The following is a 22473-nucleotide window of genomic DNA, read 5'->3' on the forward strand; positions in this document are numbered from 1 at the left end:
CCGACGATATCTTGACAACTGGTCAGAGATCGCGGCAGGGTGTGGCCCCCATCACCGATCGACACTGGAGTCGCCGTGACGCAGATCGACCTGACCGGACGCACCGTGCTGGTGACCGGAGGAGCACAGGGACTGGGCGAGGGGATGGCCCGCGCGATGGCCGACTCCGGCGGCCGGATCGTCGTCGCCGACCTGCAGGACGAGGCAGGCGCCACACTGGCGAAGTCCCTCGGCGAGCAGCACGGGTTCGTGCACCTCGACGTCACCGACGACGCGTCCTGGACCGCCGCGGTCGCCGAGACCGTGGAGCGGTTCGGCGCCCTCGACGTCGTGGTCAACAACGCGGGCGTCGAAGTCACCCAGCTGCTGGTCGACACCGAGCCCGACGACGTCCGCCGGATGCTCGAGATCAACCTGCTCGGCACGATGCTCGGCATCAAGCACGCGTTCCGGGCGATGCGCCCGGGTGGCCCGGCGGGCCGTGGCGGCGCCGTGATCAACGTGTCCTCGGTCGCCGCCACCATCGCGTTCCCCGCGATCGCCGGCTACTCCGCGACCAAGTCCGGCGTCGACCGGCTCACCCGGGTCGCGGCGATGGAGTCGGGCAAGCTCGGCTACGGGGTACGCGTCAACTGCGTCTACCCCGGGCTGGTGCCGACCGCGATGGGGCAGAAGCTCGCCGTCGAGACCGCCGGTCTCGGACTGTTCGAGAGCCCCGAGGCCGCGGTCGGGGCGGTGGTCGAGCTGACCCCGTCCGGCCGGCTCGGCGAGGTCGCCGACATCGCCGACGCGGTCACCTTCCTCGCCTCCGACGCCGCCCGGTTCGTCAACGGCGCCGGCCTGCCGGTCGACGGCGGCATGGGCATGTGACCGGCAGGTCCGCACCGCCCGGGATCACCGGTCCCGGGCGGTGAGGACCTCGTCGAGCACCACGGTGGCGCGGAACCCGCACAGCACCAGGATGTGCAGCAGGTAGAGCCACAGCGCCAGCGCCGACACCGTCCCGACCACGGGCAGCCCGGCGAACGGCGCCGACCACTCGATCGGGATGGCCAGGAACAGCAGGAAACCCTGCAGGAACCCGGCCAGCACCGACCCGGTGCCGAACGCGCCGAGCACCAGCGCGCGCCGGCCCAGCCGCCCCGGCCCGACCAGCCCGAACACCGCGAGCAGCGCGGTCGACAGCGTCACCCACACCACGTGGAACGCGACCACGACGCCCCACACCAGCGACCAGCCACCCGCGGCGTAGAGCGGCCCGACGTAGGGCGCCGCGCCCAGCACGACCAGCACGAGGAACGGCGCGACCGCCGCGACCCCGAGCAGCCCGGCGCGGCCGCGCCAGCCGGTGAGACGGTCGCGGGCTGCGGACATCTGGACGAACGCGCGGCGCAGGCCCTCGCCGTAGAGGCTGGCCGGGAACAGCACGACCAGCGCCTGCCACCAGGCCATCGACAGCGACACCGCGGCCAGTGTGCGCAGCGCCTCGGGCGTGCCGTGCCCGCCGGGGAGCCCGCCGATCGCCGCCTCCATCGCCGTGGTCACCGTCCCCGGCCCGGCCAGCGCGCCGACGCCCCACAACGCCACCATCGCCAGCGGGACCAGCCCGATCACCCCGAAGTAGGTCGCACCGGCGGCCCACAGCGCGATGTCGCTGCCGGGGAAGGTGTTCCCGAGCCGGCGGGCGAGGGCGCGGGCCCGGTTCACGGCGCGCCCCCCGTGCGGCGCTGGCACGCTGGTCCGATGACGACCGGGGACGACGACGGCTGGTCGGCCCTGCACGGCGGCATCCGGCCCTCCCCGGTGGTACGCGGCTGGCTCCGGATGGTGCGGGTCCTCTCCGCGGGCCCGGTCGCCCGGGTCCCACCGGACGTGCTGTCGCTGTCCGGCGTGGTCGTGCTGGCCGGGGCATGGGCGGTCGCGCCGGCCGGGGCGCCGTGGACGGCGGTGACAGCCCTGCTCGTGGTCGCGGCGGGGGTGCTCGACGGCCTCGACGGTGCCGTCGCGCTGCGCACCGGGCGGGCCCGGCCGCTGGGTGCGGTGGTCGACGCCGTCGCCGACCGCCTCGGGGACCTGCTGCTCGGGGCGGTGCTGGTCGCGCTCGGCGCCGCGCCCGGCTGGGTCCTCGCGGCGCTCGCGCTGGTCTTCGTGCACGAGTTCCTGCGGGCCCGCGCGCAGTCGGTCGGCATGCCGGGGGTGGGCGCGGTGACCGTCGCCGAGCGGCCGACCCGGCTGGTCGTGGTCGCCCTGCCCGCACTCGGTGCGGCGGTGCTCCCGGCCGGCCCGCCACTGGTCGGGGTGTCGTGGGGGACCGTCTTCGCCCTCACCTGGACGGTCCTGGGTGCGGTCGGGCTGGTGCAGCTCGCGGTGGGCGTGGTCCGGACGACCCCGCCGCGGTTCCCGGAGTCCCCGCCGGGCCGATGAGCCCGGCGACGATCTCGGCCGACATCAGCACCAGCGGGATGCCGCCGCCCGGGTGCGCGGACCCGCCCACCAGGTAGAGGCCCGGCACCGGGCCGCGGTTGGCGGGCCGGCGCAGCGCGGCCCGGGGGCCGTGCGAGGCGGTGCCGTAGATCGCGCCGCCCGGCGAACCGGTGCGCCGCTCCAGCTCGGCCGGGGTCAGGACCTCGGCGAACCGCAGGCGGTCTCGCACGTCGGCGCCGCGGGCGGCGAGCACGCCGAGCACCCGGTCCCGGTAGCGCTCCGCGAGCCCGGGGGCGTCCCAGTCGACACCGCGCCCCGGGGCGTGCAGGGGCGCGTTGACCAGCACGAACCAGCCCTCGGAGGCGTCGTCGGGGCGCAGCGCCGGGTCGTCGGGGGTGTGCACGTACACCGTCGGGTCGGGCACCGGGCGGGGCTCGCGACCGAAGATCGCGTCGAACTCGGCGTGCTGGTCGCGCGGGAACCAGACCCGGTGCGCCGGCCCGGGCTCCCGGCCGGACAGCCCGAGCAGCAGCACGAACCCGGCGGTCGAGCGGGGCGTGCGGTGCAGCCGCCTGCGGGCCCGGCGCGCGACGTCGCGGGGGAGCAGCCGCTCGTGCAGCACGTGCGCGTCGACCCCGGACACGACGACGTCGGCCCGCACTTCGCGGCCCCCGGCCCGGACCCCGGCGGCACGGCCGCGTTCCACGAGGACCTCGTCGACGGGGGTGCCCGGGTGGAGCGTGACGCCGAGGGCGACGCAGCGGTCCACGACGGCGTCGACGATGCGGCGCAGCCCGCCCGGCACCCACCACGCGCCGAACTCCTGCTCGACGAAGGCGGTCACCGCCAGCACCGCGGGGGTGCGGCGCGGGTCGGAACCGGAGTAGGTGGCGTAGCGGTTCAGCCAGGTCCGCAGCCGCGGGTCGGGCAGCAGCCGCGCGCCCAGCCCGTCGAGGGTCCGCCACGGCGCGACCGCGCGCAGGTCGGCCGGGCGGGCGCTCATCCGGGCGAGCGCGGCCGTGGTGAGCGGGCGGCGCAGGACCGGCTCCCCGACGAGGTCCCACAGCCGTCGCGAGTGCTCGTGCAACGCCGTCCAGGACGCGCCGGCGCCGTCGCCCAGGGCGGCGTCGAGGGCGGCCGGGACCGCGGCCACGGCGTGCGGGAGGTCCAGCCGGGTGCCGTCGGCGAAGACGTAGCCGCAGGCCGGGTCGACCGGCGTGACCGGCAGGTCCGCGGGACCGCCGGTCGCGGCGAACAGGTCGTCGAGCAGGTCCGGCATCGTGAGCAGCGACGGACCGGTGTCGAAGGTGAACCCGTCCCGGGTGACGACGCCGAGCTTCCCTCCCGGGGTGTCGGCCCGCTCGAACACGGTGACCGCGTGCCCGGCGGCGGCGAGCCGCGCCGCCGCCGCGAGCCCGCCCAGCCCGGCGCCGACCACCACGACCCGGCTCACAGCGCACGCCCCTTCCAGCTCAGCGTGCCGCGTAGCCTGCCCGCCCACGACGACGCGAGTAGCCCGAGCAGGGCCAGCACCGACACCGGGTGGGCGAGCGCGTCGACCGCGCCGCCGCCGCCCGACGGCCCGGTGACCCACCGCGCGGCGGGCACCCGCCCGGCGACGGCGGCGGCGTACCCGAGCAGCCCGGCCCGCGACCCGGTCAGCGCGGCGAGCGCGGGCAGCACGTAGACCAGCACCAGCCCGGCGCCGACCGCGACCGCCCCGGCGGGCGAGCCGAACGCCGCCCACAGCGACTTGCGGTAGCCCGCCCGCAGCTCCGCGCCGGACGCGTACATCCGGCAGGACGCGACCTGCGACCCGTCGGCGATGCCGGTCCGGCCCCCGGCGGCGCGGACCGCCCGGGCCAGCCCGATGTCGTCGAGCACGGCGCCCGACACCGCGGCCCAGCCGCCCGCCCGGGCCAGTGCGGCCGTCTCGACCAGCAGGAACTGTCCGTTCGCGACGGCCATCGACGCCCGTCCGGACCGCTCGGCGACCGACAGCGGCAGCGTCGTCAGCCACGACCAGGCCAGCAGCGGTTGCACCAGCCGGCCGAGCGGGCCGGAGGCGACCTGCCGCGGCCACGGGCACAGCAGGTCCAGCGGCCGGTCCCGGTCGCGCAGCAGCGCCACCGCGGCCGCGACGGCGTCCGGGACGAGGACGACGTCGGCGTCGACGAAGACCAGGATCTCGCCGCGGGCCGCGGCGGCCAGCGCGGCGCAGGCGTGCGGCTTGCCGACCACGCCGGGCGGGGGCGGGGTACCGGTGAGCACGCGCAGCCGGGGGTCGCCGGCGGCCGCGGTGCGCACGACGTCGGCGGTCCCGTCGGTGGAGCCGTCGTCGAGGACGAGGATCTCGACGTCGGCCAGCCCGCGCTGCCCGGTCAGCGCCCGCACCGTCGGTGCGATCCGGTGTGCCTCGTCGCGGGCCGGGACCAGCACCGACACCGGCACGGTCACCGTGGGCGGCGCGGCGGGCGGGCGACGCAGCCCGGCCCGGTTCACCCAGGCCTGCACCGTCCCGGCCGCGGCGAGGACGGACCCGGCGGCCACGAGCGGACGGACGGCGCGCAGCGGCCGGCGGAGGAGCACGCAGGCGACCCTACGGAGGGGGCGGCCCGGCCGCGCGACGTCGCCGCGGCCGCGGACGACGCGCGGGCGTGCCCGGGTGGTGGCACCGTGGGACCACCCCCGACCGGACCGTGTGGAGGTTCCCGCGTGGCGTTGGCCGCTTCCCCCCGGGCACTGCGCACGGCCCTGCCCGCCTGGGTGCTGGTCGCCGGAGCGGTGACCGTACAGATCCTCTACCCGCTCACCCCCGCCCCGCTGCGGACGTCGGTGACGGTGCTGAGCGTGGCGGTGTTCTTCCTGGCCGCGGTCGCCGACGTCGTCCGGGTGCACGGCACCCGGGGCGGGCTGGTGCTGCTCGGCGTCGCCGGCGGTGGGGGACTGGTCGCCGAGTCCGTCGGGCTCGCCACGGGGTGGCCGTTCGGTGACTACGCCTACACCGGCACCCTCGGCGCCGAGGTGGCAGGCGTCCCGCTCGTCGTGCCCATGGCGTGGACGATGATGGCCTGGCCCGCGCTCGTCGTGGGCCGGGCGCTGGCCCGGCGCGGACCGGGGGTCGTCGCCGTCGGGGCGTTCGCCCTGGCCGCCTGGGACGTGTTCCTCGACCCGCAGATGGTCGACGCGGGCCACTGGGTCTGGGCGCGCCCCGACCCGGGTCTCCCGCTGGTGCCCGGCATCCCGCTGACCAACTACGCCGGCTGGCTGGTCGTCTCGCTGCTGATCGTCGGGACGCTGCACCGTGCGCTGCCCGGCGGCCCACGACGCTCGGGGCCCGCGGCCGCGCTGTACCTGTGGGTCTACGCCTCCTCGGTGCTCGCCCACCTGGTGTTCTTCGGCCTGCCCGGCTCGGCCCTGGTCGGCGGGGTGCTGATGGGGCTGGTCGCGGTCCCGTACGCGCTCGTCCTGCGCCGCGACCGCGCGGCCCACCGCCCCGGGGCCCGTCACCGCGGTGCCCACGACTCCGCTGCCCACGACTCCGCTGCCCACGACTCCGCTGCCCACGACTCCGCTGCCCACGAATCCGCTGCCCGCCACCCCGGCGGACACGGTCCGCACGTCCGTCCCGGAGGGACCCTGTGACCGACCCGCTGCGGCGCCGCGCCGCACCGCTGCGCATGCGCCGACGACGGCTGGTGACACCCGACCCGCTGCTGCCGCGTGAGGTGCCCGCCGGGTCGGAGGCGGTCGTCGTCGGGGGCGGGATCGCCGGGGTGTCCGCGGCGGTGGTGCTGGCCGAACGCGGGGTGCGGGTCACCCTGCTCGAGGCGGCCGACCACCTCGGCGGACGGCTCGGGGCCTGGCCGCACACCCTGTCCGACGGCACCGTCGCGCAGGTCGAGCACGGCTTCCACGCCTTCTTCCGGCAGTACTACACCTGGCGGTCGATCCTGCGCCGCGCCGACCCGCAGCTGTCGTTCCTGTGGCCGGTCGGGCACTACCCGGTGATCTCCGCGCGGTGGCCCGACGAGGACCTGTCGGGGCTGCCCGCCGCCCCGCCGTTCAACCTGCTCGCGCTGGCGCTGCGCAGCCGGAGCCTGTCGCGCCGCGAGCTCACCTCCGCCGACCCCGACGCCGGACGCGCCCTGCTGGCCTACGACCGGGCCACCACCACCGCCGAGCTCGACGGCGTCGACGCCGCGTCGTTCCTCGACCGGCTCGGGATGACCGAGCGCACCCGCAGCATGCTGTTCGAGGCGTTCGCCCGGTCGTTCTTCTGCAACCAGGGCGACCTGTCCGCCGCCGAGCTCGTCGCGATGTTCCACTACTACTTCCTCGGCAACCCCGAGGGCATCGCCTTCGACGCCCCGTGCACCGACCACGCCACCGCCGTCTGGCAGCCGCTGTGGCGATACCTCACCTCCCTCGGGGCGCAGGTCCGCACCGGGGCGCGGGTCACCGCGGTGCACCCCGACGGCGCCGGCTGGCGGATCGAGGGCCCCGCGGCGACCACCACCCGGCACCTCGTGCTCGCCCTCGACCCGGGCGCGCTGCGCGCGGTCGTCACCGGCTCGCCCGCGCTGGCGGCGGCGGCGCCGCGGCTGCACGCGCAGTGCGCGGCGCTGCGCGTCGCGCCCCCGTTCGCGGTCAGCAGACTGTGGCTGGACCGCGACGTCGCCCCGGGACGGGCGGTGTTCAGCGCCGTCAGCGGCCAGCCGACCCTGGACTCGGTCACCGTCTACTCCCGGCTGGAGGAGCCCTCGGCCCGCTGGGCCGCCGCGACCGGCGGCTCGGTGCTGGAGCTGCACTCCTACTCCTGCGCCGAGCCCGACGCGACGTCCGCCGCGGCCGCGCTGCGCGCCGAGCTGGCCGTGCTGTGGCCCGAGACCGCGGACGCGACCGTCCTCGACCGGTACGACCGGCTGGAGGCCACCGCGCCCGCGTTCCCGCCCGGGACGGCGGGCACCCGGCCGGGGGTGCGGACCGACGCGCGCGGCCTGCGGGTGGCCGGTGACTTCGTGGAGACGCCCTACCTCGCCGGGCTGATGGAGCGCTCGTCGATGTCGGGGGTGCTCGCCGCGAACGACGTGCTCGCCGAGCTGGGGGCGGCCGCCGAACCGGTCGACGGGATCCCGCAGCGCGGCCTCCTCGCCGGTGTCCCGGCGCTGCGCGGGGCCCGCGGACGCCACGCCGCGGCCCGCTGACCGCGGCCGTGCGGGTCGCGTCGCTGAACCTCGCCTCCGGACGTGGGGCGGACGGGCGGTGCCTGACCGGCCCCGCGCTCGGGGCGGCCGTCGCCGGGGTGGGCGCCGACGTCGTCGCGGTGCAGGAGGTCGACACCGGCCAGTCCCGCTCGGCGGGCGACGACCAGCCGTCGCTGCTCGCGGCCGGGCTCGGTGCCGTGGACTGGCGCTCCGCCGCGACCATGCACGGCGAGCCGCGTCCGGACCCGCTGCCGTCGTGGACCCCGCTCGACCCCCCGGTCCTGCGCGGCCCCGGCGACCCGGCGACCGGGCCGCGCTACGGCGTCGCGCTGTTCTCCCGGCTCCCGGTGCGCCGGTGGCACGTGCTGGGGTTCGAGGCCGGACGGGGCCGGCTGCCGGTGCCGGTGCCCGCCCCCGGCGGGGGGACCCGGCTCGCCTGGTTCCCCGACGAGCCGCGCGTCGCCGTCGCCGCGGAGCTGGGGACGCTCACGGTGGTGGCGACCCACCTGTCCTTCGCCCCGCCGACGGCCGTCCGCCAGCTCCGGGCGCTGCGGCGCTGGGCGGCGGGGCTGCCCGGGCCGGTGGTCGTCGCCGGGGACCTGAACCTGCCCGGCTCGCTCCCCGCGATGGTGACCGGCGGCCGGCGGCTCGTCGACGGGCGGACGTTCCCGGCGGCGACGCCGCGTGCCCAGCTCGACCACCTGATCGCGCTCGGCCGCCTGACCGGGCGGGACCCGGCCGTGCTGCCACTCGACGTCGGTGACCACCGCGCCGTCGCCGCGACGGTCGGGCCCGGCTGAGCCCTCAGCCGTTCGCGGGCGGGTCGGCGCGCGAGCGGGTCGGCCGGCGCCGGGCCAGGACGACCCCGGTCAGCACGACGACCCCGAGCCCGGCCACCGAGACCAGGAACGGCAGCGACCCGGGGTCGGTGCCGAACGCGCCGACCGCGACCAGCGCCGTCGTGCCCGGGGTGACCCCCAGGACGGTGCCGAGGAGGTAGTGCCGGAACCGGACCGCGGTCAGCCCCCACAGCAGGTTCAGCACCGAGTACGGCAGGACCGGCGCGAGCCGGACCCCCACCACGGCCAGGACGCCGCGACGGCGCACCAGGTCGTCGACCACCGCCATCCGCTCCGCGCCCCGGCCCGAGCGGTCCACCAGCCGCAGCACCGTGTCCCGGCCCAGCCGCCGCGCCAGGGCGAACCCGACCGCCGCGCCGACGAACTTCCCGGCGAGCGTGGCGGGCAGCCCCTCGCCGAACCCGAACAGCACCCCGCCGAGCACGGCGAGCAGGCTGACCGGCACCGGGGTGAGCGACAGTCCGGCGTACAGTGCCGCCCACAGCAGCGGTCCCGCCCATCCGGTCCCGGCCAGGCCGTCGTGGAGCTGCTCCACCGAGGGCACCCCGACGGCGATCGCGACGACGACCGCGACGCCCACCAGCGCCACGAGCAGGACGGGACGCCAGAGGCGGGCGACGACGGGCCCGGTCACCGGGCTCCGGCGGGCGGTCGGGGCCCGGCAGCCCGGGGGATCTCCGGTGCGGTCGGCATCGTCGTGAGTATCCCCGCCGGGGCGCCGGCCCGCCGGGGGAGCGGACCGCACCCTGGACACCCGGTGCCGGCGACGGCTACGGTGACGGACCGGGCCGTCGACCGTGACGACCCCGGTCCAGCTCGACACATCTTCGGGCGACGCCTCCTCGGAGCCGTCGCCGTTCGGCCGTCCGGTACAGCTCAGTGCCCCGACGGCACCACGGGCCGACCGTTCCCGCAACGGGACCGGCCACCTCCCTCCTGGCGGACCCATGACCGCGCCCACGCCATCCCGTCGTCTCCTCCTCGTCCCCGAGCCCGAGCCCGCTCACGCCGGCCCGCAGGTCGAGGTCGGGTGCGGTCCCGCCGCGACCGTCGTCATCGGCGTGTCCGGCGACCTCGACCTCGCCACCGGACCCGCGGTCGAGGTGCGCGTGCTCGCCGCCGTCGACCTCGCGGCGGGTGGCCGGGTCGTACTCGACCTCAACGCCGTCCGTTTCCTCGGACTGCGCGGGGTCACGATCCTGCGCGCGGCCGCCGACCGCGCCCGTGCCCACGGGACCGCGGTCGTGGTGGTACTGGACCCGGCGGCGCCTGCGGCCCGGGCCCTGAGGCTGGTGCCCTCCCTCGGTCTCACCGTGGTCGCGGTCGACACCCCGGTGGCCGACGCGTCCTGACGGGGCGGGTGCCGGCGTCGCCGCTCCACGCCCCCGGTGCCACCGGCGGAGTCAGCGGGTCGCCGGGGCCCGCCGCGGGGCCGTCGGCGACGTGGGCAGTCGCGGTGCGGCGGGGGCGTCGAACCAGGGCTCGTCCGGAATCGACGGGTCCGGCGTCTCCCGGACCGCCGGGTCCGGGACGCCGTCGGTGGCCTGCGCCGGTCGGGTCGCGCCGAGGTAGTCGTCGCCGCGCCACCGGTACCAGGAGGTCTGCACCGGCAGCCCGAACGTCGGAGCGCTCACCATCCGGTCCTGCCCGACGAACAGTCCGACGTGGTGGACCTTGTCGACGGTGCCGTAGAAGACCAGGTCACCCGGGCGCAGCGGGGAGCCGGCGGGGACCCGCGGGCCGCGGCGGTACTGGGCGTGCGCGGTCCGTGGCAGGACGACGCCGGCCTTGCCGTAGGCGAACGCGGTCAGCCCGGAGCAGTCGAAGCCGCGGTCGCCGTTCTCCGGCCCGTTGCCGCCCCACACGAACGGCAGCCCGATCTGGCGCAGTGCGGCCTCGACCGCGGTGGCCGCACGCTGCTCGGGCGTCGCCGCCGGCCCGGCCGCGGCAACACCGCCGGTGACGAGCAGCAGGACCACGGCGACGAGCGTCGTCGCGAACGGGGACCGAAGCGGCACGGCGTTCCTCCCGGTCGCCCGCGGTCGGCGGGTGCGACGGGGCCACCGGGCGGTGACCTGCGCCGAACCTAGGGACGGGACCGCGGCGACCGGAAGCGGAAGCGATCGAGCGGGTGAACGGGGTGACCCGGTCGGTGCCGCGGTGGGTCCGGGGACCGGCGCGGGTCACCGACCGGGGCGGGTCAGCCCAGGCCCGGGATGCCCGGCATCTGCGGGAGGACCGGCGTCGAGGCGAACAGGTCCAGGTACATGCCGCCGGAGACCAGCAGCCCCAGGACGCCGAGCACCAGGCCGCCGAGGGCGACCGGCCGGACCCAGGCGCCCGCGGCGGGCCGGGCGGCCGGGCCGAGGACCAGGACGAGCCCGACGAGGACCGCGACCAGCGCGACGACGCCGTTGACCACGGCGGCGACGTCCCAGGGCGCGCCGTAGAAGGACTCGATGGTGTCGCCCGGGCTGCCGGTCGCGGCCTGGATCTGCCCGACGAGCGACTCGCGCTCGCGCAGCATGTCGCCGACGGAGGTGCCGGTCAGCGAGGCGAGACCGAGCCCCGCGGCGACGACGGCGCCCGCACCGGCGAGGCCGCCGCCGGAGGCGGTGTCGGCCGGGGGCCCGGCGGGGGTGGCGGCCGCGGTGCGCACGGGGGCGGCGCGGCCGGTGGTGGCGGAGTCGTCGGTGGCCGCGCCCGCGGTCGCGGCGGAGCCGGTCGCGGTGCCGTCGGTCGCGGTGCCGTCGGTGGCGGTGCCGTCGGTGACGGTGGAGCCCGCCGTGGTGGAGCCGGTGGCCGTCGTGCCGGTGGCCGCGCCGTCGGCGGCGTCGGTGGCGGTCGTGGCGGGGCCGTCGGCGGTCGCCCGGTCCGTCGCGACGGAGCCGGCCGCATCGTCGGTCTCCGGGGTACCGGTCGCCGTGCTGCCGTCCGTGGGCCTGCTCGTGTCGGAAGCCATGGGCCGCACCGTACGCGAGGTCAAGATCGCCGTGACGGCCCCCCACCTGGGCGGATACGCCGTCGTGTCCGTTCCGCCGGGCCCGTCACGGATGGGGGCGGTGACCGGTCGCTACCCGACGGTCGCGCCGGCTGCGGTCCGGCCGGCGGGCTCGCCGGTGCCGGCGAGCACGGTGACACCGTCCGCGGGGGACCCGGCCCCGACCCGTCGCACGGGGCCGTCGCGCAGCCCGGACAGCACGACCTCGATCCGGGCCAGCACCGCCGTGCGGGTGCGTCCGTCGACGCCGACGACGTCGACGACCACCGTGCCGAGCGCCGCCGAACCCGACGCCGCCCACTGCCCGGACCAGCCGAGCACGATGCCCGGCCCCGCGGGCGGGGACGCGGACCCGACGGAGCGGTGGTCGAACCCGAGGGTCCGCAGGACCGGGTCGGCGGTGAGGGCGTCGCGGATCCGCTGGTCGGGCGTCGTGGTCATGCGGGCCTCCCGGTGCCGACCGTCGTCGATCATGTCCGGTACCGACGGTAGGGAGCCCGTGTGCCACGGGGAATGAGGTGGAGGTTAGAAGGAGGTAAGCGATCGGCCGTCCCGGGCCGGTTCCAGCGGCAGCAGCAGGGTGACCACCGACGGCGACCGGCGGGCGGTGAGCCGTCCGCCCTCGGCCTCGGCGAGCCGCCGGGCGAGGGCGACCCCGAGGCCGCGCCGGCCGTCGCTGCCCGACAGGTCCTCCTCGGCCACCCCGGGCCCCTCGTCGGCGACGTCGACGGCCACGGCGTCCGGCCCGGCCTCCCGCGCGGTCAGCGCGACCGCGCCGGCCCCGTGCTGGACGGCGTTGTCGAGCAGGGCGGCGACGATCTGGCGGACCGCCGCGGCGGAGGCGGGCGGATCGGGCAGGGCGCCGTCGCGGGACACCGAGAACGACCGCCCGGCGCGGGACAGCCGGTCGCCCCACTCGGCCTGCGCCTCGTCGAAGAGCCGGGCGAGGTCGACCGGAACGGCGTCACGGCTGCGTTCGCGGGCGAGCAGCAGCAGCTCGTCGATGGTGCGCTCCAGCCGGTCGACCGAGGCCAGCCCGTCCTCCACGGTCGCGGGCCGCAGCAGCGCCGGGTCGTCGAGCGCGGACTCCAGCCGCAGCCGCAGCCCGGCCAGCGGCGTCCGCAGCTGGTGCGAGGCCTCCGCGGAGAACGCCCGCTCGCGGGCCAGCAGGTCGTCGAGGCGGCCTGCGGTGTGGCCGAGCGCGGACCCGACACGGTCGAGCTCCCCGATGCCGGTGGGCGCGGGACGGACCCCGAAGTCGCCCTCGCCGAGCCGGGCCGCGTCGCGGGCCATCGACTCCAGCGGCGCCGACAGGTGCGCGGCCAGGCGCATCGCGAGCGCCCACACCGCGACCAGCACCAGCCCGGCCAGCGCGACCATGCCGAGGTAGAGCGGCACGAGCGAGGACCACACCGCCGAGGCCGGGCGGGCCGCGCGCACCACCCCGACGACGTCGTCGCCGTCGGTCACCGGGGACACCGCGACGAGCTGCCCCGGCGGGGACGACGACAGACCCCGGTCCAGGACCCGGTCGACGCCCTCGTCGCCCTCCGGCGGGCCGTCGCCGGTGGTGCGGTCGCCGTCGGAGTCGTAGAGCGCGACGGCGGTGTCGTCGTCGCGGCCGTCGGGCAGCCGGGCCGGGACCCGGTCGTGGACGACGTCGTCGTAGACCGAGCGGGCGGCGAAGTCCGCGATGCGCTGCAGCGACTCGCGCTGCTGGGCGACGGTGTAGCGCTCCAGCCCGACGGCCAGCGGGACCCCGAACAGCACCAGCGTCACCCCGACCGCGACGAGGGTGAGGCGCACGATGCGGCGTCTCACCGGAGGCCCCCGGGCAGCTCCAGGCGGTACCCGTGCCCGCGCAGGGTGGTGATCAGCGGGACCCGGGGGCCGTCGTGCGCGGCGAGGTGGCGGCGCACCGCGGCCACGTGCACGTCGAGGGTCTTGGTGGAGCCGAACCAGTGCGCGTCCCACACGTCGGTCATCAGCACCTCGCGGCTCAGCGCGGTGCCCGGGTCGGTCGCGAGCCGGGCGAGCAGGTCGAACTCGCGGGTGCGCAGGACCAGCTCCCGCCCGGCGACGGTGGCGCGGCGCGCCCCGGTGTCGACGCGCAGGTCCCCGACCTCCAGCACGTCCCCGGTGCGGTCGCCGCCGGCGCGCCGCAGGTGCGCCCGGATCCGGGCGAGCAGCTCGGCCAGGCGTACCGGCTTGGTCAGGTAGTCGTCGGCGCCGGCCTCCAGTCCGAGCACCACGTCCATCTCCGCGGTCCGGGCGGTCAGCACGACCAGCACCGCGTCGGGGCGCAGCGTGCGCAGCCGACGGCACACCTCGACGCCGTCGAGGTCGGGCAGCCCGAGGTCGAGCAGGACCAGGTCGAACGGGGTGTGCCCGGCCGCCGCGAGCGCCGGGCCGCCCGCCTGCTCCCACCGGACGTCGTAGCCGTGCCCGGTCAGGCTGCCGCGCAGGACGTCACCGATCGTGCGGTCGTCCTCGACGAGCAGGATGCGGGCGTTCACCGGCCCGATCATCGTCCCTCCGGCCGGGCCGGCGCACCCCGTGCGGCCTAGGAACCGCCGTAGGGCGGCTCCCCCGTCTCCGGGACGAGCACCGGGGTGTCCTCGTCGAGGGTCTCGCCGCGGAAGAACGGCCGCAGCCGCACCGCGCAGGCCAGCATCAGCGGCACACCGAGCGCGATCATGCCGACGCCGATCACGAACACCCCGCCGACCGGACCGAAGGAGGTCTCGCCGTAGGCGGGGTCGAGCATGTCGACCGAGCTCTGCACGAACGCCCACACCATGACCACGCCGCCGAGCAGCGGCAGCAGGCCGCGCAGCAGCAGGTCGCGCGGCGAGCGGAGCAGGGTGCGCCGGAAGTACCAGACGCAGGCGAAGGCGGTGATGCCGTAGTAGAACGCCACGGCCAGGCCGAGCGAGGCGACGGTGTCGAGCAGCGCGTCGGAGCTGACCAGTCCCAGCACCAGGTAGAACACCACCGCGGACAGCCCCATGACGACGGTGGCGAACCCGGGCGTCGCGTAGCGGGGGTGGACGCTGCCGAAGCGGCGCGGGACCGCCCCGTAGACGGCCATCGCCAGCGCGCCGCGCGCGGTGGGCAGGATTGTGGTCTGGGTCGACGACGCCGCCGACACCGCGACGGTCAGCAGCAGCACCGCGGTGAGCACCGTGCCGCCCATCGGGGCGCCGAGCAGGGTGAGCACGTCCTCGGAGTGCTCGGGGTTCGCCAGGCCGATCCCGGTCGCGCCGAACCCGGCGTAGGACTGCAACGCGACGGCGACGACGACGTAGATCGCCAGCAGGATCACCGTGGCCAGCAGCGCCGCCCGGCCGGGGGTGCTCGTCGAGCCGCGGGTCTCCTCGCCGACGGCCAGACAGGCGTCCCAGCCCCAGTACACGAAGATGCACAGGATCAGCGCCTGCGCGGCGGCGGAGCCGGTGATCCCGGTCGGGTCGAACCAGCTCCAGCTCGGCAGCACGGCCTGCGGGCCGGCGTCGCCGGAGTACACGAGCCACAGCGCCCCGGCGGCCAGGACGGCGAGCACCACGATCTGGAAGACGATCAGCGCGTTCTGGAACCGCTCGGACAGCACGATCCCGCGATGGCTGACCCAGGTCATGACCAGGATGAACAGCACCCCGACGCCGACCTTGACCAGCGTGTTCTCGGCGGCGGCGACGAACCCGAGCGCGCGCAGGGTGTACACGGCGGCGATCTCGGCCACGTTGGCCAGCACGATGATCGCCGACACCGCGACGCCCCAGCCGCCCATCCACCCGACCCACGGCCCGAAGGCCTTGGTGCCCCAGGTGAACGTCGTCCCGCAGTCGGGCACCGCGCGGTTCAGCTCGCGGTAGGCGACGGCGACGAACAGCATCGGCACGAACGCGACGAGGAACATCGCGGGCGCCTTCTCGCCGACGGCGAGGACGACGTAGCCGAGCGTCGCGGCCAGGCTGTAGGCCGGCGCGGTGGCGCCGAGCCCGATGACGGTGTTGCCCCACAGACCCAGCGCTCCGGTGCGGAGACCCTTCGGGCCGGCCTCCACGAGGGGAGGCGGTGCGGCGGCGGTCAACCGCCGTTCTCGGAGGTGAGGATGGTCAGCACGGTGGTCGTTCCCCGTCTCGTCGGCTCCCGCCCGGGCCGGCGGCGGCACACAGGATGCGGCACGGGCGCGCCCGAACGGAAACAGCGGTGGCCCGTCTCACGCCGCGACCCCGCCGCGGGGGTCAGCACTGCCGGTGCGGCGTGCCCCGCACGCTGAACCAGTAGGCGCCCGCCTCGGCGCCGGAGATCCCGGTGCGGACCTCGGCGGTGGCCGGACGGCCGAAACGGCGCCGGATCGCCTTGCGGGCCGTCTTCTCGATGCGGGCGGCGAGCCGCTCCGGCTCGGAGCACCCGGACATGGTCAGCACGGCGACGAAGGCGTACCGGGCGGGTCCGCGCCGCGGCCAGGGGCCGGTGCCGTCGGCCAGGGACAGCTCGACGGTCATCGGACGCTTGCGGTGCGTGTACAGGGCACGGGTCAGCTCTGCCTCCACGACGTCCGCCTCGACGCCCGCGGGTGCCTCGACCCGGACGACCGCCATCACGGCGTTCGCCGCGGCCCCACCTGTCACCACGGTCACGGTCATGGACTCCTTCCGGGTGCGCGTCACCCCCGACGGAACGCGCATCACGGACATTCATCCCCGGTCCCGGGGGGTCTAAACAAGGACTTGACCGAAAAAGACGCCTCAGGATCACGAGAATCGCTCATCGAGTCACCCGTTCGAGCACCTCCAGGACGTGCTCGTAGTCACGCCCGGTAGCACGGCTCATGCCGAGCTCGCAGGTCCTGTTGCAGGAGGCGTGGGCGTCGGCGTCGACCCCGGCGAGCTCCCAGGCCTGCGGTGCGGTGGCCGCCGCGGTCAGCTCCGGGTGCAGCATCCCGCGGTCCCCGGCGAACCCGCAGCAGCTCCACGAGTCGGGGACGACGACGTCGTCGGCGACGGCCCCGGCCAGGCGCCGCAGCGGGTCCAGCAGGCCGAGCTGGGTGGCCGAACAGGTCGGGTGCAGCACGAGCCGGGCCAGCCGGGCGGGCACGGTGAGCGCGGGCAGGATCCGGTCGGCGGTGAATTCGACGGCGTCGAGGACCCGCAGGCCGCGGTAGCGCTCGGGCCCGGCCGCGACCATCACCCGCAGCCCCTCGGTGCACGACGACGCGTCGGACACCACCGGGAGCGCCCCGGCGCGGGTCGTCGTCCACAGCGCGGGGAGGACCCGCTCGGCCATCGCCGCGGCGCCCTCGGTGAGCCCCTTGGACTTCCACGGCGTGCCGCAGCACAGCGACCCCAGGCCGGCGGGTGCGCTCGCCCGCAGGCCCGCCCGCGCGCAGAGCCGGGCGAACGCCTCGCCCGCGCCGGTGCCCGCCGAGCCGAACATGGCGCCGGTACAGGAGGAGAACAGGACGAGGTCGGCGTCGGTGGACACGAGCCCGCCGGGGACCCGGTTCCCGCCGCCACGGGGCAGGTCGGGGCTCCACTGCGGGACCTGCTCGCGGTCGGCGACCCGGCGCAGCGCGGCCGAGACGGGTGCGGCGCCGGGTACGGCCCGCGCGACGGTGAGGGCCAGCCCGGCGGCCCGGGTGGTGGCGCCCCAGTGCTTCGCCGCGAGGGTCCAGCCCGCGCCCGCGGCGCCGTGGTCGCGTTCGCCGCGCAGCCGTCGCACCAGGTCGCCGGTGTTGATCAAGACCGGGCAGGCGGTGCCGCACATGCCGTCGACGGCGCAGGTGTCGACGCCGTCGTAGGCGTAGTCGGCCTCCAGCTCGGCGAGCAGGGCCTCGTCGCCCGCGGCCCGGGCGGCGGCCATCTCGCGGCGCAGCACGATCCGCTGCCGCGGGGTGGTGGTCAGGTCACGGCTGGGGCAGACCGGCTCGCAGAACCCGCACTCCACGCAGCGGTCCACCTCGGACTCGACTGCCGGGGCGGACTTGAGTCCGGCCAGGTGCGCGGTCGGGTCGTCGTCGAGGACGACGCCGGGGGAGAGGATCCCCTGCGGGTCGCAGAGCCGCTTGATCTCCCGCATGACCTCGTAGAGCTCGTCGCCGTACTGGCGGCGGACGAAGGGCGACATCATCCGGCCGGTGCCGTGCTCGGCCTTGAGCGTCCCGCCGTGGGCCAGCACGAGGTCGACCATGTCGTCGGTGAACCGGCCGAAGCGGTCCCGGCCGCCCGCCGTGCCCGAGTCGTCGAGGTCCTCGGTGAGCATGAAGTGGACGTTGCCGTCCTTGGCGTGCCCGAAGATCACGGCGTGGTCGTAGTCGTGCTTCGCGAACAGCGCGATCAGGCCCTCGCAGGTCGCGAGCAGGTCCGGGACGGGTACGGCGACGTCCTCCAGCAGCGCCGCGGTGCCCGGCGGGCGGGCGCCGGCGACCTTGGCGTAGAGCGCCTTGCGCAGCGTCCACAGCCCGGCCTTCGCGACCGGGTCCGCGGACAGCTCCCGCGGGCCCCGCAGCGGCAGCCCGGAGATCAGCCCGGAGGCGTCCCCGGCGAGCTGGGTGACCTCCTCGACGGTGTGCCCGCGGTACTCCACGAGGAACGCGGCGTGCTCGTCGACGGTCAGCGAACCGAGGAGGGGGACGGCGTCGACCGCAGCCCCATCGCCCTGTCCGACCCGCAGCGACGTCGCGTCCAGCAGCTCGATCGTCGCCGCGCCCGAGTCCACCAGGCCGGGCAGCGCGCGGTTGGCGGCGGCGAGGTCGTCGAACACCAGCAGCCCGGTGCGGGTGTGGGCGAGCACCGGGACGGTGCGCATGGTGATCGAGGCGAGAAACGCCAGCGTCCCCTCCGAGCCGACGAGCAGCCGGGCCAGGATCTGCACCGGGTCGTGGTGGTCGAGGAAGGAGTTCAGGCCGTAGCCCATGGTGTTCTTCAGCGAGAACTGGCGCTCGATCTCGGTGCGCAGCGCCGCGTCGCCGCGGAGCCGGTCGCGCAGCCGCGCCAGACCCGCCCACAGCCGGGGCTCGCGGGCGCGCAGCTCGTCGTCGGCGCCGGGGGCACCGGTGTCCAGCGTGGTGCCCGAGGGCAGGACGAACTCGACGGAGTCCAGCAGCGCGTAGCTGTTCGCGGCGGTGCCGCAGGCCATGCCCGAGGAGTTGTTCGCGACGACCCCGCCGAGGGTGCAGGCGACCTCGCTGGCCGGGTCCGGGCCGAGCATCCGGCCGTACCGGGCCAGGCGGGTGTTGACCGAGCGCACCGTCGCGCCCGGCCCGACCCGCACCCGGGCGCCGTCGCCCTCGATCTCGATGCCGCGGAAGTGGCGGCGGACGTCGACGAGGATGCCGTCGGTGACGGCCTGGCCGGACAGGCTCGTCCCGCCGGAGCGGAAGGTCACCGGCACCCCGCCCGCGGCGCGGAACAGCGCGGCGACCTCGGCGGCGCTCGATGCCGTCACCACCGCGGCCGGGGTGCGGGCGAAGTGCGACGCGTCGTGCGCCATCCGGAGCCGGTCGATCGCCCGGGTGGCGACGGCGGCGGGCCGGACCGCGGTGGCGAGCCGGTCGTGCAGGGCGTGCAGGGCCGGGCGGCCTGCCGGGTCGGTGGGCGGTGTCTCCGCGGGCGATCCGGTGAGGGTCACGGTGGTGCTCCTGGCGTGTGGTGGGACGCGCGTGCACCCACCCTGCCCCAGGGTCAGCCCCGTGCCGAGGGGAAGTTCGGGGGACGCTTCTCGCGCAGCGCGGCGGCGCCCTCCACCACGTCGGGGCCCATGAAGGTCAACATCTCGTAGGCGGCGGACTGCTCGAAGGCCGGTCCGGCGCTGCGCAGCCACGAGTTCAGTGCCCGCTTGGTGAGCCGGATGGCCTGCTGGGAGCCGGTGCCCAGGGCGTGCGCGACCCGCAGCGCCTCGTCGAGGACCTGCTCGCGCGGCACCGCCTTGGCGACCATCCCGAGCCGCTCGGCCTCGGCGCCGGTGACCATCTCGCCGGTCAGCAGGTAGTAGCGGGCCTTCGCCATCCCGGCCAGCAGCGGCCAGATGATCGCGGCGTGGTCCCCGGCGGCGACGCCGAGCTTCACGTGGCCGTCGCCCAGCTTCGCGTCCTCGGCGGCGATCGCGATGTCGGCGAGCAGCGCGACGACCACCCCGGCGCCGACGGCGACCCCGTTGATCGCCGACACGACCGGCTTCTCGCAGTCGATGATGTTCCAGACCAGGTCGGACATCTCCCGGAGCATGTGGGCGACGCGCTCGTGGTCGCCGGCCATCCGCTCGACCATGCCGAGGTCCCCGCCCGCGGAGAACGCCCTCCCGGCCCCGGTGATCACCGCGACCCGGGTGGCGGCGTCGGACGACACGTCCCGCCAGACCCGCGCGAGCTCGCCGTGCAGGACCTCGTCGGCGGCGTTGTACTTGGCCGGGTTGTCGATGGTGATGAGCAGGACGCCGTCGTCGCGGCGCTCGAACCGCAGCTGGGTGTAGGTGCTCGGGTCGAGGGTCATGGGGGTCCTCCCGGGGGCTGCGGTCAGAGCATGGACAGGCCGCCGCTGACGCTGACGGTCTGCCCGGTGAGGTAGTCGGCGTCGGGGGAGGCGAGGAAGGCGACGGTGGCGGCGACGTCCTCGGGGCGGGCCAGGCGGCGGAAGGGGATCGCCTTCACCAGGGCGTCGCGCAGCCGGTCGTTCCCCTCGACGACGTCGGCGAACAGCGCGGTGTCGGTGGGCCCGGGGCACACGCAGTTGACGTTGACACCGTGCCGGGCGACCTCGCGGGCGAGGGTCTTGGTGAACGCGATGACCCCGCCCTTGGCGGCGGAGTAGACCGCCTCGCCGCTGGACCCGACGCGGCCCGCCTCGGAGGCGAGGTTCACCACCGTCCCGGACCCCTGCGCGATCAAATGCGGGACGACGGCGTGCGCGGTGTGCAGCACCCCGAACAGGTTGATCCGCACGATCCGGTCCCAGTCGGCCGGGTCGGAGTCGACGAACGCGCCGACCTTGTCCCAGCCGGCGTTGTTGATCAGCACGTCGATCCGGCCGAGGTCGCCGCGGACCCGTTCGACGGTGTCGCGCACGGCGTCGGGGTCGGCGACGTCGAGGGCGTACGCGGTCCCGGCCCCGCCCAGCTCCGCGGCGGTCGCGGCGGCGGTGTCGCCGTCGAGGTCGGTCACCGCGACCCGGGCGCCCTCCCCGGCGAGCCGCAGTGCGGTGGCGCGGCCGATGCCGCGCCCGGCCCCGGTGACGAGCACCGTCCGGTCGTCCATCCTGCCCACGGGCCGGTCCACCTCCTGGTCGCCGACACCGGTGTCGGACCCCGCCCACGATGACGACACCGGCCCCCATGGTCAATCTTCGCCGGCGGGTCCGTGACGCCGGGCCGGGTCAGCGCACCACGGGCAGCGGGCCGGAGGGCCGGTCGAAGAACAGCGGGAGGGTCTCCTCACGCGGGTCGGGGGTCCGGGGGAGGACCCCGGTCGTGGGCTCGGCTTCCCGGCGCGGACGACGCATCCGCGGGAGGACGCCGGTCGGGGGCTCGGGCTCCTCGGACGGCGGGCGCATCTGCGGCAGGACGCCCGTGGGCGGCTCGGGCCCGTCGGCGGGTTCCCCGGCGGGCCGCACGGCGGGACCGGCGGTGGGACCGGCGGTGGGCTCCGCGGCCGGTCGCACGGCGGGACCATCGGTGGTCGCCGTGGGGGGTGCCGTGACGTGTCCCGCGGTGTCGGCCGCGGCGCGGCAGTCGGTGAGCAGCTCCCGCACGTCGTCGGTCACCGCGTGCCCGGCGCCGAGTACCCGCTCGGCGATCTCGAGCGTGGCGGCGAGCAGGCCGGCCGCGCCGCGCAGGTCGCCGGTGTCGGCACGGGCGAGCGCCAGCGCGGCCCGGGACGCGATCGTGCAGGGGTGGGTCCCGCCGAGCACCCGCGCCCGCCGGGTGATCACGTCCTCGTGCCGGCGGACCGCCTCCTCGGCGTCGCCGGTCACCCGGTGGGCCGCGGCCAGGGCGTCGGCGGCCGCGAGCGACGCCGGGTGGTCCGGGCCCAGCAGCGCCTCGCGGGCAGCGAGGTTGCGGGTGGCGATCCCCAGCCCGCCGGTACGGTCGTAGCCCAGCAGCAGCGCGACGGCGAGGCTCCCCTCGGCGACGAGCGTGTCGGCGTCGTCCGGGCCGAGGTCGCGACGGGCGGTGGTGAGGACCTGCTGGACGCGACGGGTCGCGTCCAGCAGCGCGGGCATGTCGCCGCTGCGTCCCGCGGCGCGCACGTCGGTCGCGGCGCGGTCGTGACGGGAGCGCAGGGCCTCGCGCAGAGGGTCGGCGGTCGTCGTCGACCGCTCCGCACCGTGGTGCGGGACGGTCACTCGCCGGTCGGCCACGGACACCCGACCTCCCCTCCTCGCCGCGACGAACCGTCCGGACTCACCCGGACGGCCCACTGAATCGTGACCGAACGTACCTGTAACCGGTGGTATCGCGCGCTCCGAACGAGCATCCGAGGCGAAGGCCACCCTTACCGATCACTGTGCGTCGCAGGAGGCGTACCGACGGTCCGAGGTCGGCGGGCCCGTCCGGACGGGGTCACCCGGCCGTGCGGTCCACGCCCCCGGACGGGTGCACGTCCGTCGCGGGGCCTGGAGTGCGGTGTCCGGGGGCTCGACAATCGCGCGCACGCCGTGCGGAGAGGGGGCCTCGTGTCGGGGCAGGGGGACGCCGACCACACCGATGGTGAGGTCGCGGACGACGCAGGGGCGGTGAGGCGTCGAGACACCGGCGCCGACCCCGCCACCGGTGACCCAGCGGGACGGCCCGCGCGCCGACCGTCCCGGCCGCCGCCTCCGCGGCCCCCGCTGCGGCCGACCTCGCCGTTCCTGGGGGTGGCGCCACCCGTCGCACCGCCCGCGGACGAGCCCGGTCCTCCGGGCATCGAGGCCTTCGGGGCGGGAGGGACGCGACCCCGGGCGGTGCCCGGTGCTCCGGCCCCTGCCGACCCGGTGTCCGC

The 22473-nt window shown here is 76.7% G+C and carries 21 protein-coding genes; 6 read left to right on the forward strand and 15 right to left on the reverse strand.

Going from position 1 to position 22473, the window contains the following annotated elements; all coding sequences use genetic code 11:
• Nucleotides 1-75: 75 nt before the first annotated feature.
• A complete protein-coding gene (locus ATL51_RS25815; protein WP_073573952.1) occupies nucleotides 76-870 on the forward strand; it encodes an SDR family NAD(P)-dependent oxidoreductase in 795 nt (264 codons plus the stop codon).
• Nucleotides 871-894: 24 nt separating this feature from the next.
• Here the strand turns inward: ATL51_RS25815 and ATL51_RS25820 are convergent, their stop codons facing one another.
• Nucleotides 895-1707 carry a YhjD/YihY/BrkB family envelope integrity protein gene (locus ATL51_RS25820; protein WP_157818529.1) on the reverse strand — a complete coding sequence of 271 codons (813 nt, stop codon included), beginning with the start codon at nucleotides 1705-1707 and terminating at the stop codon, nucleotides 895-897.
• A gap of 36 nt (nucleotides 1708-1743) precedes the next feature.
• On the opposite strand from ATL51_RS25820, the gene ATL51_RS25825 reads away from it, so the two are divergent.
• The gene (locus tag ATL51_RS25825) at nucleotides 1744-2424 is read left to right on the forward strand and encodes a CDP-alcohol phosphatidyltransferase family protein (protein ID WP_073573950.1); all 681 of its coding nucleotides are present in this window, start codon (nucleotides 1744-1746) and stop codon (nucleotides 2422-2424) included.
• On the opposite strand, the gene ATL51_RS25830 is transcribed toward ATL51_RS25825, so the two are convergent.
• Together ATL51_RS25830 and ATL51_RS25835 are read right to left on the reverse strand one after the other, a co-directional pair.
• Nucleotides 2324-3877 carry a phytoene desaturase family protein gene (locus tag ATL51_RS25830; protein WP_083658024.1) on the reverse strand — a complete coding sequence of 518 codons (1554 nt, stop codon included), beginning with the start codon at nucleotides 3875-3877 and terminating at the stop codon, nucleotides 2324-2326. The genes ATL51_RS25825 and ATL51_RS25830 overlap by 101 nt on opposite strands.
• Nucleotides 3874-5013, reverse strand: a complete 1140-nt coding sequence (locus ATL51_RS25835) for a glycosyltransferase (RefSeq protein WP_301549193.1) — start codon at nucleotides 5011-5013, stop codon at nucleotides 3874-3876. The genes ATL51_RS25830 and ATL51_RS25835 overlap by 4 nt, the downstream gene beginning before the upstream one ends.
• 126 nt (nucleotides 5014-5139) lie before the next feature.
• Here ATL51_RS25835 and ATL51_RS25840 point away from each other — a divergent pair, with 126 nt between their 5' ends.
• From ATL51_RS25840 to ATL51_RS25850, 3 genes are read left to right on the forward strand one after another with little or no spacing between them, the layout of a single operon-like run.
• Nucleotides 5140-6069 (forward strand): carotenoid biosynthesis protein, encoded by a 930-nt coding sequence (locus ATL51_RS25840; RefSeq protein ID WP_100880213.1) that lies wholly within the window; start codon nucleotides 5140-5142, stop codon nucleotides 6067-6069.
• Entirely contained in the window at nucleotides 6066-7631 is a 1566-nt protein-coding gene (locus ATL51_RS25845) for an FAD-dependent oxidoreductase (protein WP_100880214.1), read from the forward strand. The genes ATL51_RS25840 and ATL51_RS25845 overlap by 4 nt, the downstream gene beginning before the upstream one ends.
• A gap of 8 nt (nucleotides 7632-7639) precedes the next feature.
• On the forward strand, nucleotides 7640-8431 hold the full coding sequence (locus ATL51_RS25850) for an endonuclease/exonuclease/phosphatase family protein (protein ID WP_100880215.1): 792 nt from the start codon (nucleotides 7640-7642) through the stop codon (nucleotides 8429-8431).
• A 4-nt stretch (nucleotides 8432-8435) separates the two neighbouring features.
• Here the strand turns inward: ATL51_RS25850 and ATL51_RS25855 are convergent, their stop codons facing one another.
• A complete protein-coding gene (locus ATL51_RS25855) occupies nucleotides 8436-9125 on the reverse strand; it encodes a TVP38/TMEM64 family protein (RefSeq protein ID WP_157818530.1) in 690 nt (229 codons plus the stop codon).
• A gap of 313 nt (nucleotides 9126-9438) precedes the next feature.
• On the opposite strand from ATL51_RS25855, the gene ATL51_RS25860 reads away from it, so the two are divergent.
• Entirely contained in the window at nucleotides 9439-9843 is a 405-nt protein-coding gene (locus ATL51_RS25860; protein WP_073573947.1) for an STAS domain-containing protein, read from the forward strand.
• Between the two features lie 51 nt (nucleotides 9844-9894).
• Here ATL51_RS25860 and ATL51_RS29755 read toward each other — a convergent pair whose 3' ends face one another.
• The 11 genes from ATL51_RS29755 to ATL51_RS25915 form a co-directional block, all read right to left on the reverse strand.
• Nucleotides 9895-10509 (reverse strand): C40 family peptidase, encoded by a 615-nt coding sequence (locus ATL51_RS29755; protein WP_073573946.1) that lies wholly within the window; start codon nucleotides 10507-10509, stop codon nucleotides 9895-9897.
• Nucleotides 10510-10691: 182 nt separating this feature from the next.
• Nucleotides 10692-11453 (reverse strand): hypothetical protein, encoded by a 762-nt coding sequence (locus tag ATL51_RS28490; RefSeq protein WP_157818531.1) that lies wholly within the window; start codon nucleotides 11451-11453, stop codon nucleotides 10692-10694.
• A 111-nt stretch (nucleotides 11454-11564) separates the two neighbouring features.
• Nucleotides 11565-11933 (reverse strand): hypothetical protein, encoded by a 369-nt coding sequence (locus tag ATL51_RS25875; protein ID WP_139282673.1) that lies wholly within the window; start codon nucleotides 11931-11933, stop codon nucleotides 11565-11567.
• Between the two features lie 84 nt (nucleotides 11934-12017).
• Complete coding sequence (locus tag ATL51_RS25880; RefSeq protein ID WP_100880217.1) at nucleotides 12018-13313, reverse strand: sensor histidine kinase; 1296 nt, start codon at nucleotides 13311-13313, stop codon at nucleotides 12018-12020.
• Nucleotides 13310-14008, reverse strand: coding sequence for a response regulator transcription factor (locus ATL51_RS25885; protein ID WP_374210246.1), 699 nt, complete (start codon nucleotides 14006-14008; stop codon nucleotides 13310-13312). Before ATL51_RS25885 ends, ATL51_RS25880 begins: the two co-directional genes overlap by 4 nt.
• A 47-nt stretch (nucleotides 14009-14055) precedes the next feature.
• Nucleotides 14056-15558, reverse strand: a complete 1503-nt coding sequence (locus ATL51_RS25890) for an APC family permease (protein ID WP_301549194.1) — start codon at nucleotides 15556-15558, stop codon at nucleotides 14056-14058.
• Nucleotides 15559-15739: 181 nt separating this feature from the next.
• Nucleotides 15740-16144: a hypothetical protein gene (locus ATL51_RS25895; protein ID WP_073573941.1), complete on the reverse strand. Its 405-nt coding sequence runs from the start codon at nucleotides 16142-16144 to the stop codon at nucleotides 15740-15742.
• 121 nt (nucleotides 16145-16265) lie between these two features.
• A complete protein-coding gene (locus tag ATL51_RS25900; RefSeq protein ID WP_301549195.1) occupies nucleotides 16266-19127 on the reverse strand; it encodes an FAD-binding and (Fe-S)-binding domain-containing protein in 2862 nt (953 codons plus the stop codon).
• A 53-nt stretch (nucleotides 19128-19180) separates the two neighbouring features.
• Nucleotides 19181-19987, reverse strand: coding sequence for an enoyl-CoA hydratase/isomerase family protein (locus tag ATL51_RS25905; protein WP_100880219.1), 807 nt, complete (start codon nucleotides 19985-19987; stop codon nucleotides 19181-19183).
• Between the two features lie 23 nt (nucleotides 19988-20010).
• The gene (locus tag ATL51_RS25910) at nucleotides 20011-20748 is read right to left on the reverse strand and encodes an SDR family NAD(P)-dependent oxidoreductase (RefSeq protein WP_100880943.1); all 738 of its coding nucleotides are present in this window, start codon (nucleotides 20746-20748) and stop codon (nucleotides 20011-20013) included.
• Nucleotides 20749-20866: 118 nt separating this feature from the next.
• Nucleotides 20867-21850 (reverse strand): tetratricopeptide repeat protein, encoded by a 984-nt coding sequence (locus ATL51_RS25915; RefSeq protein ID WP_157818532.1) that lies wholly within the window; start codon nucleotides 21848-21850, stop codon nucleotides 20867-20869.
• Between the last annotated feature and the right edge of the window lie 623 nt (nucleotides 21851-22473).

It is taken from the genome of Pseudonocardia alni, assembly GCF_002813375.1.
In the GTDB taxonomy this organism is placed as follows: domain Bacteria; phylum Actinomycetota; class Actinomycetes; order Mycobacteriales; family Pseudonocardiaceae; genus Pseudonocardia; species Pseudonocardia alni.

Coding starts and splice junctions, on each gene's coding strand:
- ATL51_RS25905 (WP_100880219.1), bottom strand. CDS start 19,987: ATGACCCTCGACCCGAGCACCTACACCCAGCTGCGGTTCGAGCGCCGC.
- ATL51_RS28490 (WP_157818531.1), bottom strand. CDS start 11,453: ATGGCTTCCGACACGAGCAGGCCCACGGACGGCAGCACGGCGACCGGT.
- ATL51_RS25875 (WP_139282673.1), bottom strand. CDS start 11,933: ATGACCACGACGCCCGACCAGCGGATCCGCGACGCCCTCACCGCCGAC.
- ATL51_RS25910 (WP_100880943.1), bottom strand. CDS start 20,748: ATGGACGACCGGACGGTGCTCGTCACCGGGGCCGGGCGCGGCATCGGC.
- ATL51_RS25825 (WP_073573950.1), top strand. CDS start 1,744: ATGACGACCGGGGACGACGACGGCTGGTCGGCCCTGCACGGCGGCATC.
- ATL51_RS25860 (WP_073573947.1), top strand. CDS start 9,439: ATGACCGCGCCCACGCCATCCCGTCGTCTCCTCCTCGTCCCCGAGCCC.
- ATL51_RS25895 (WP_073573941.1), bottom strand. CDS start 16,144: ATGACCGTGACCGTGGTGACAGGTGGGGCCGCGGCGAACGCCGTGATG.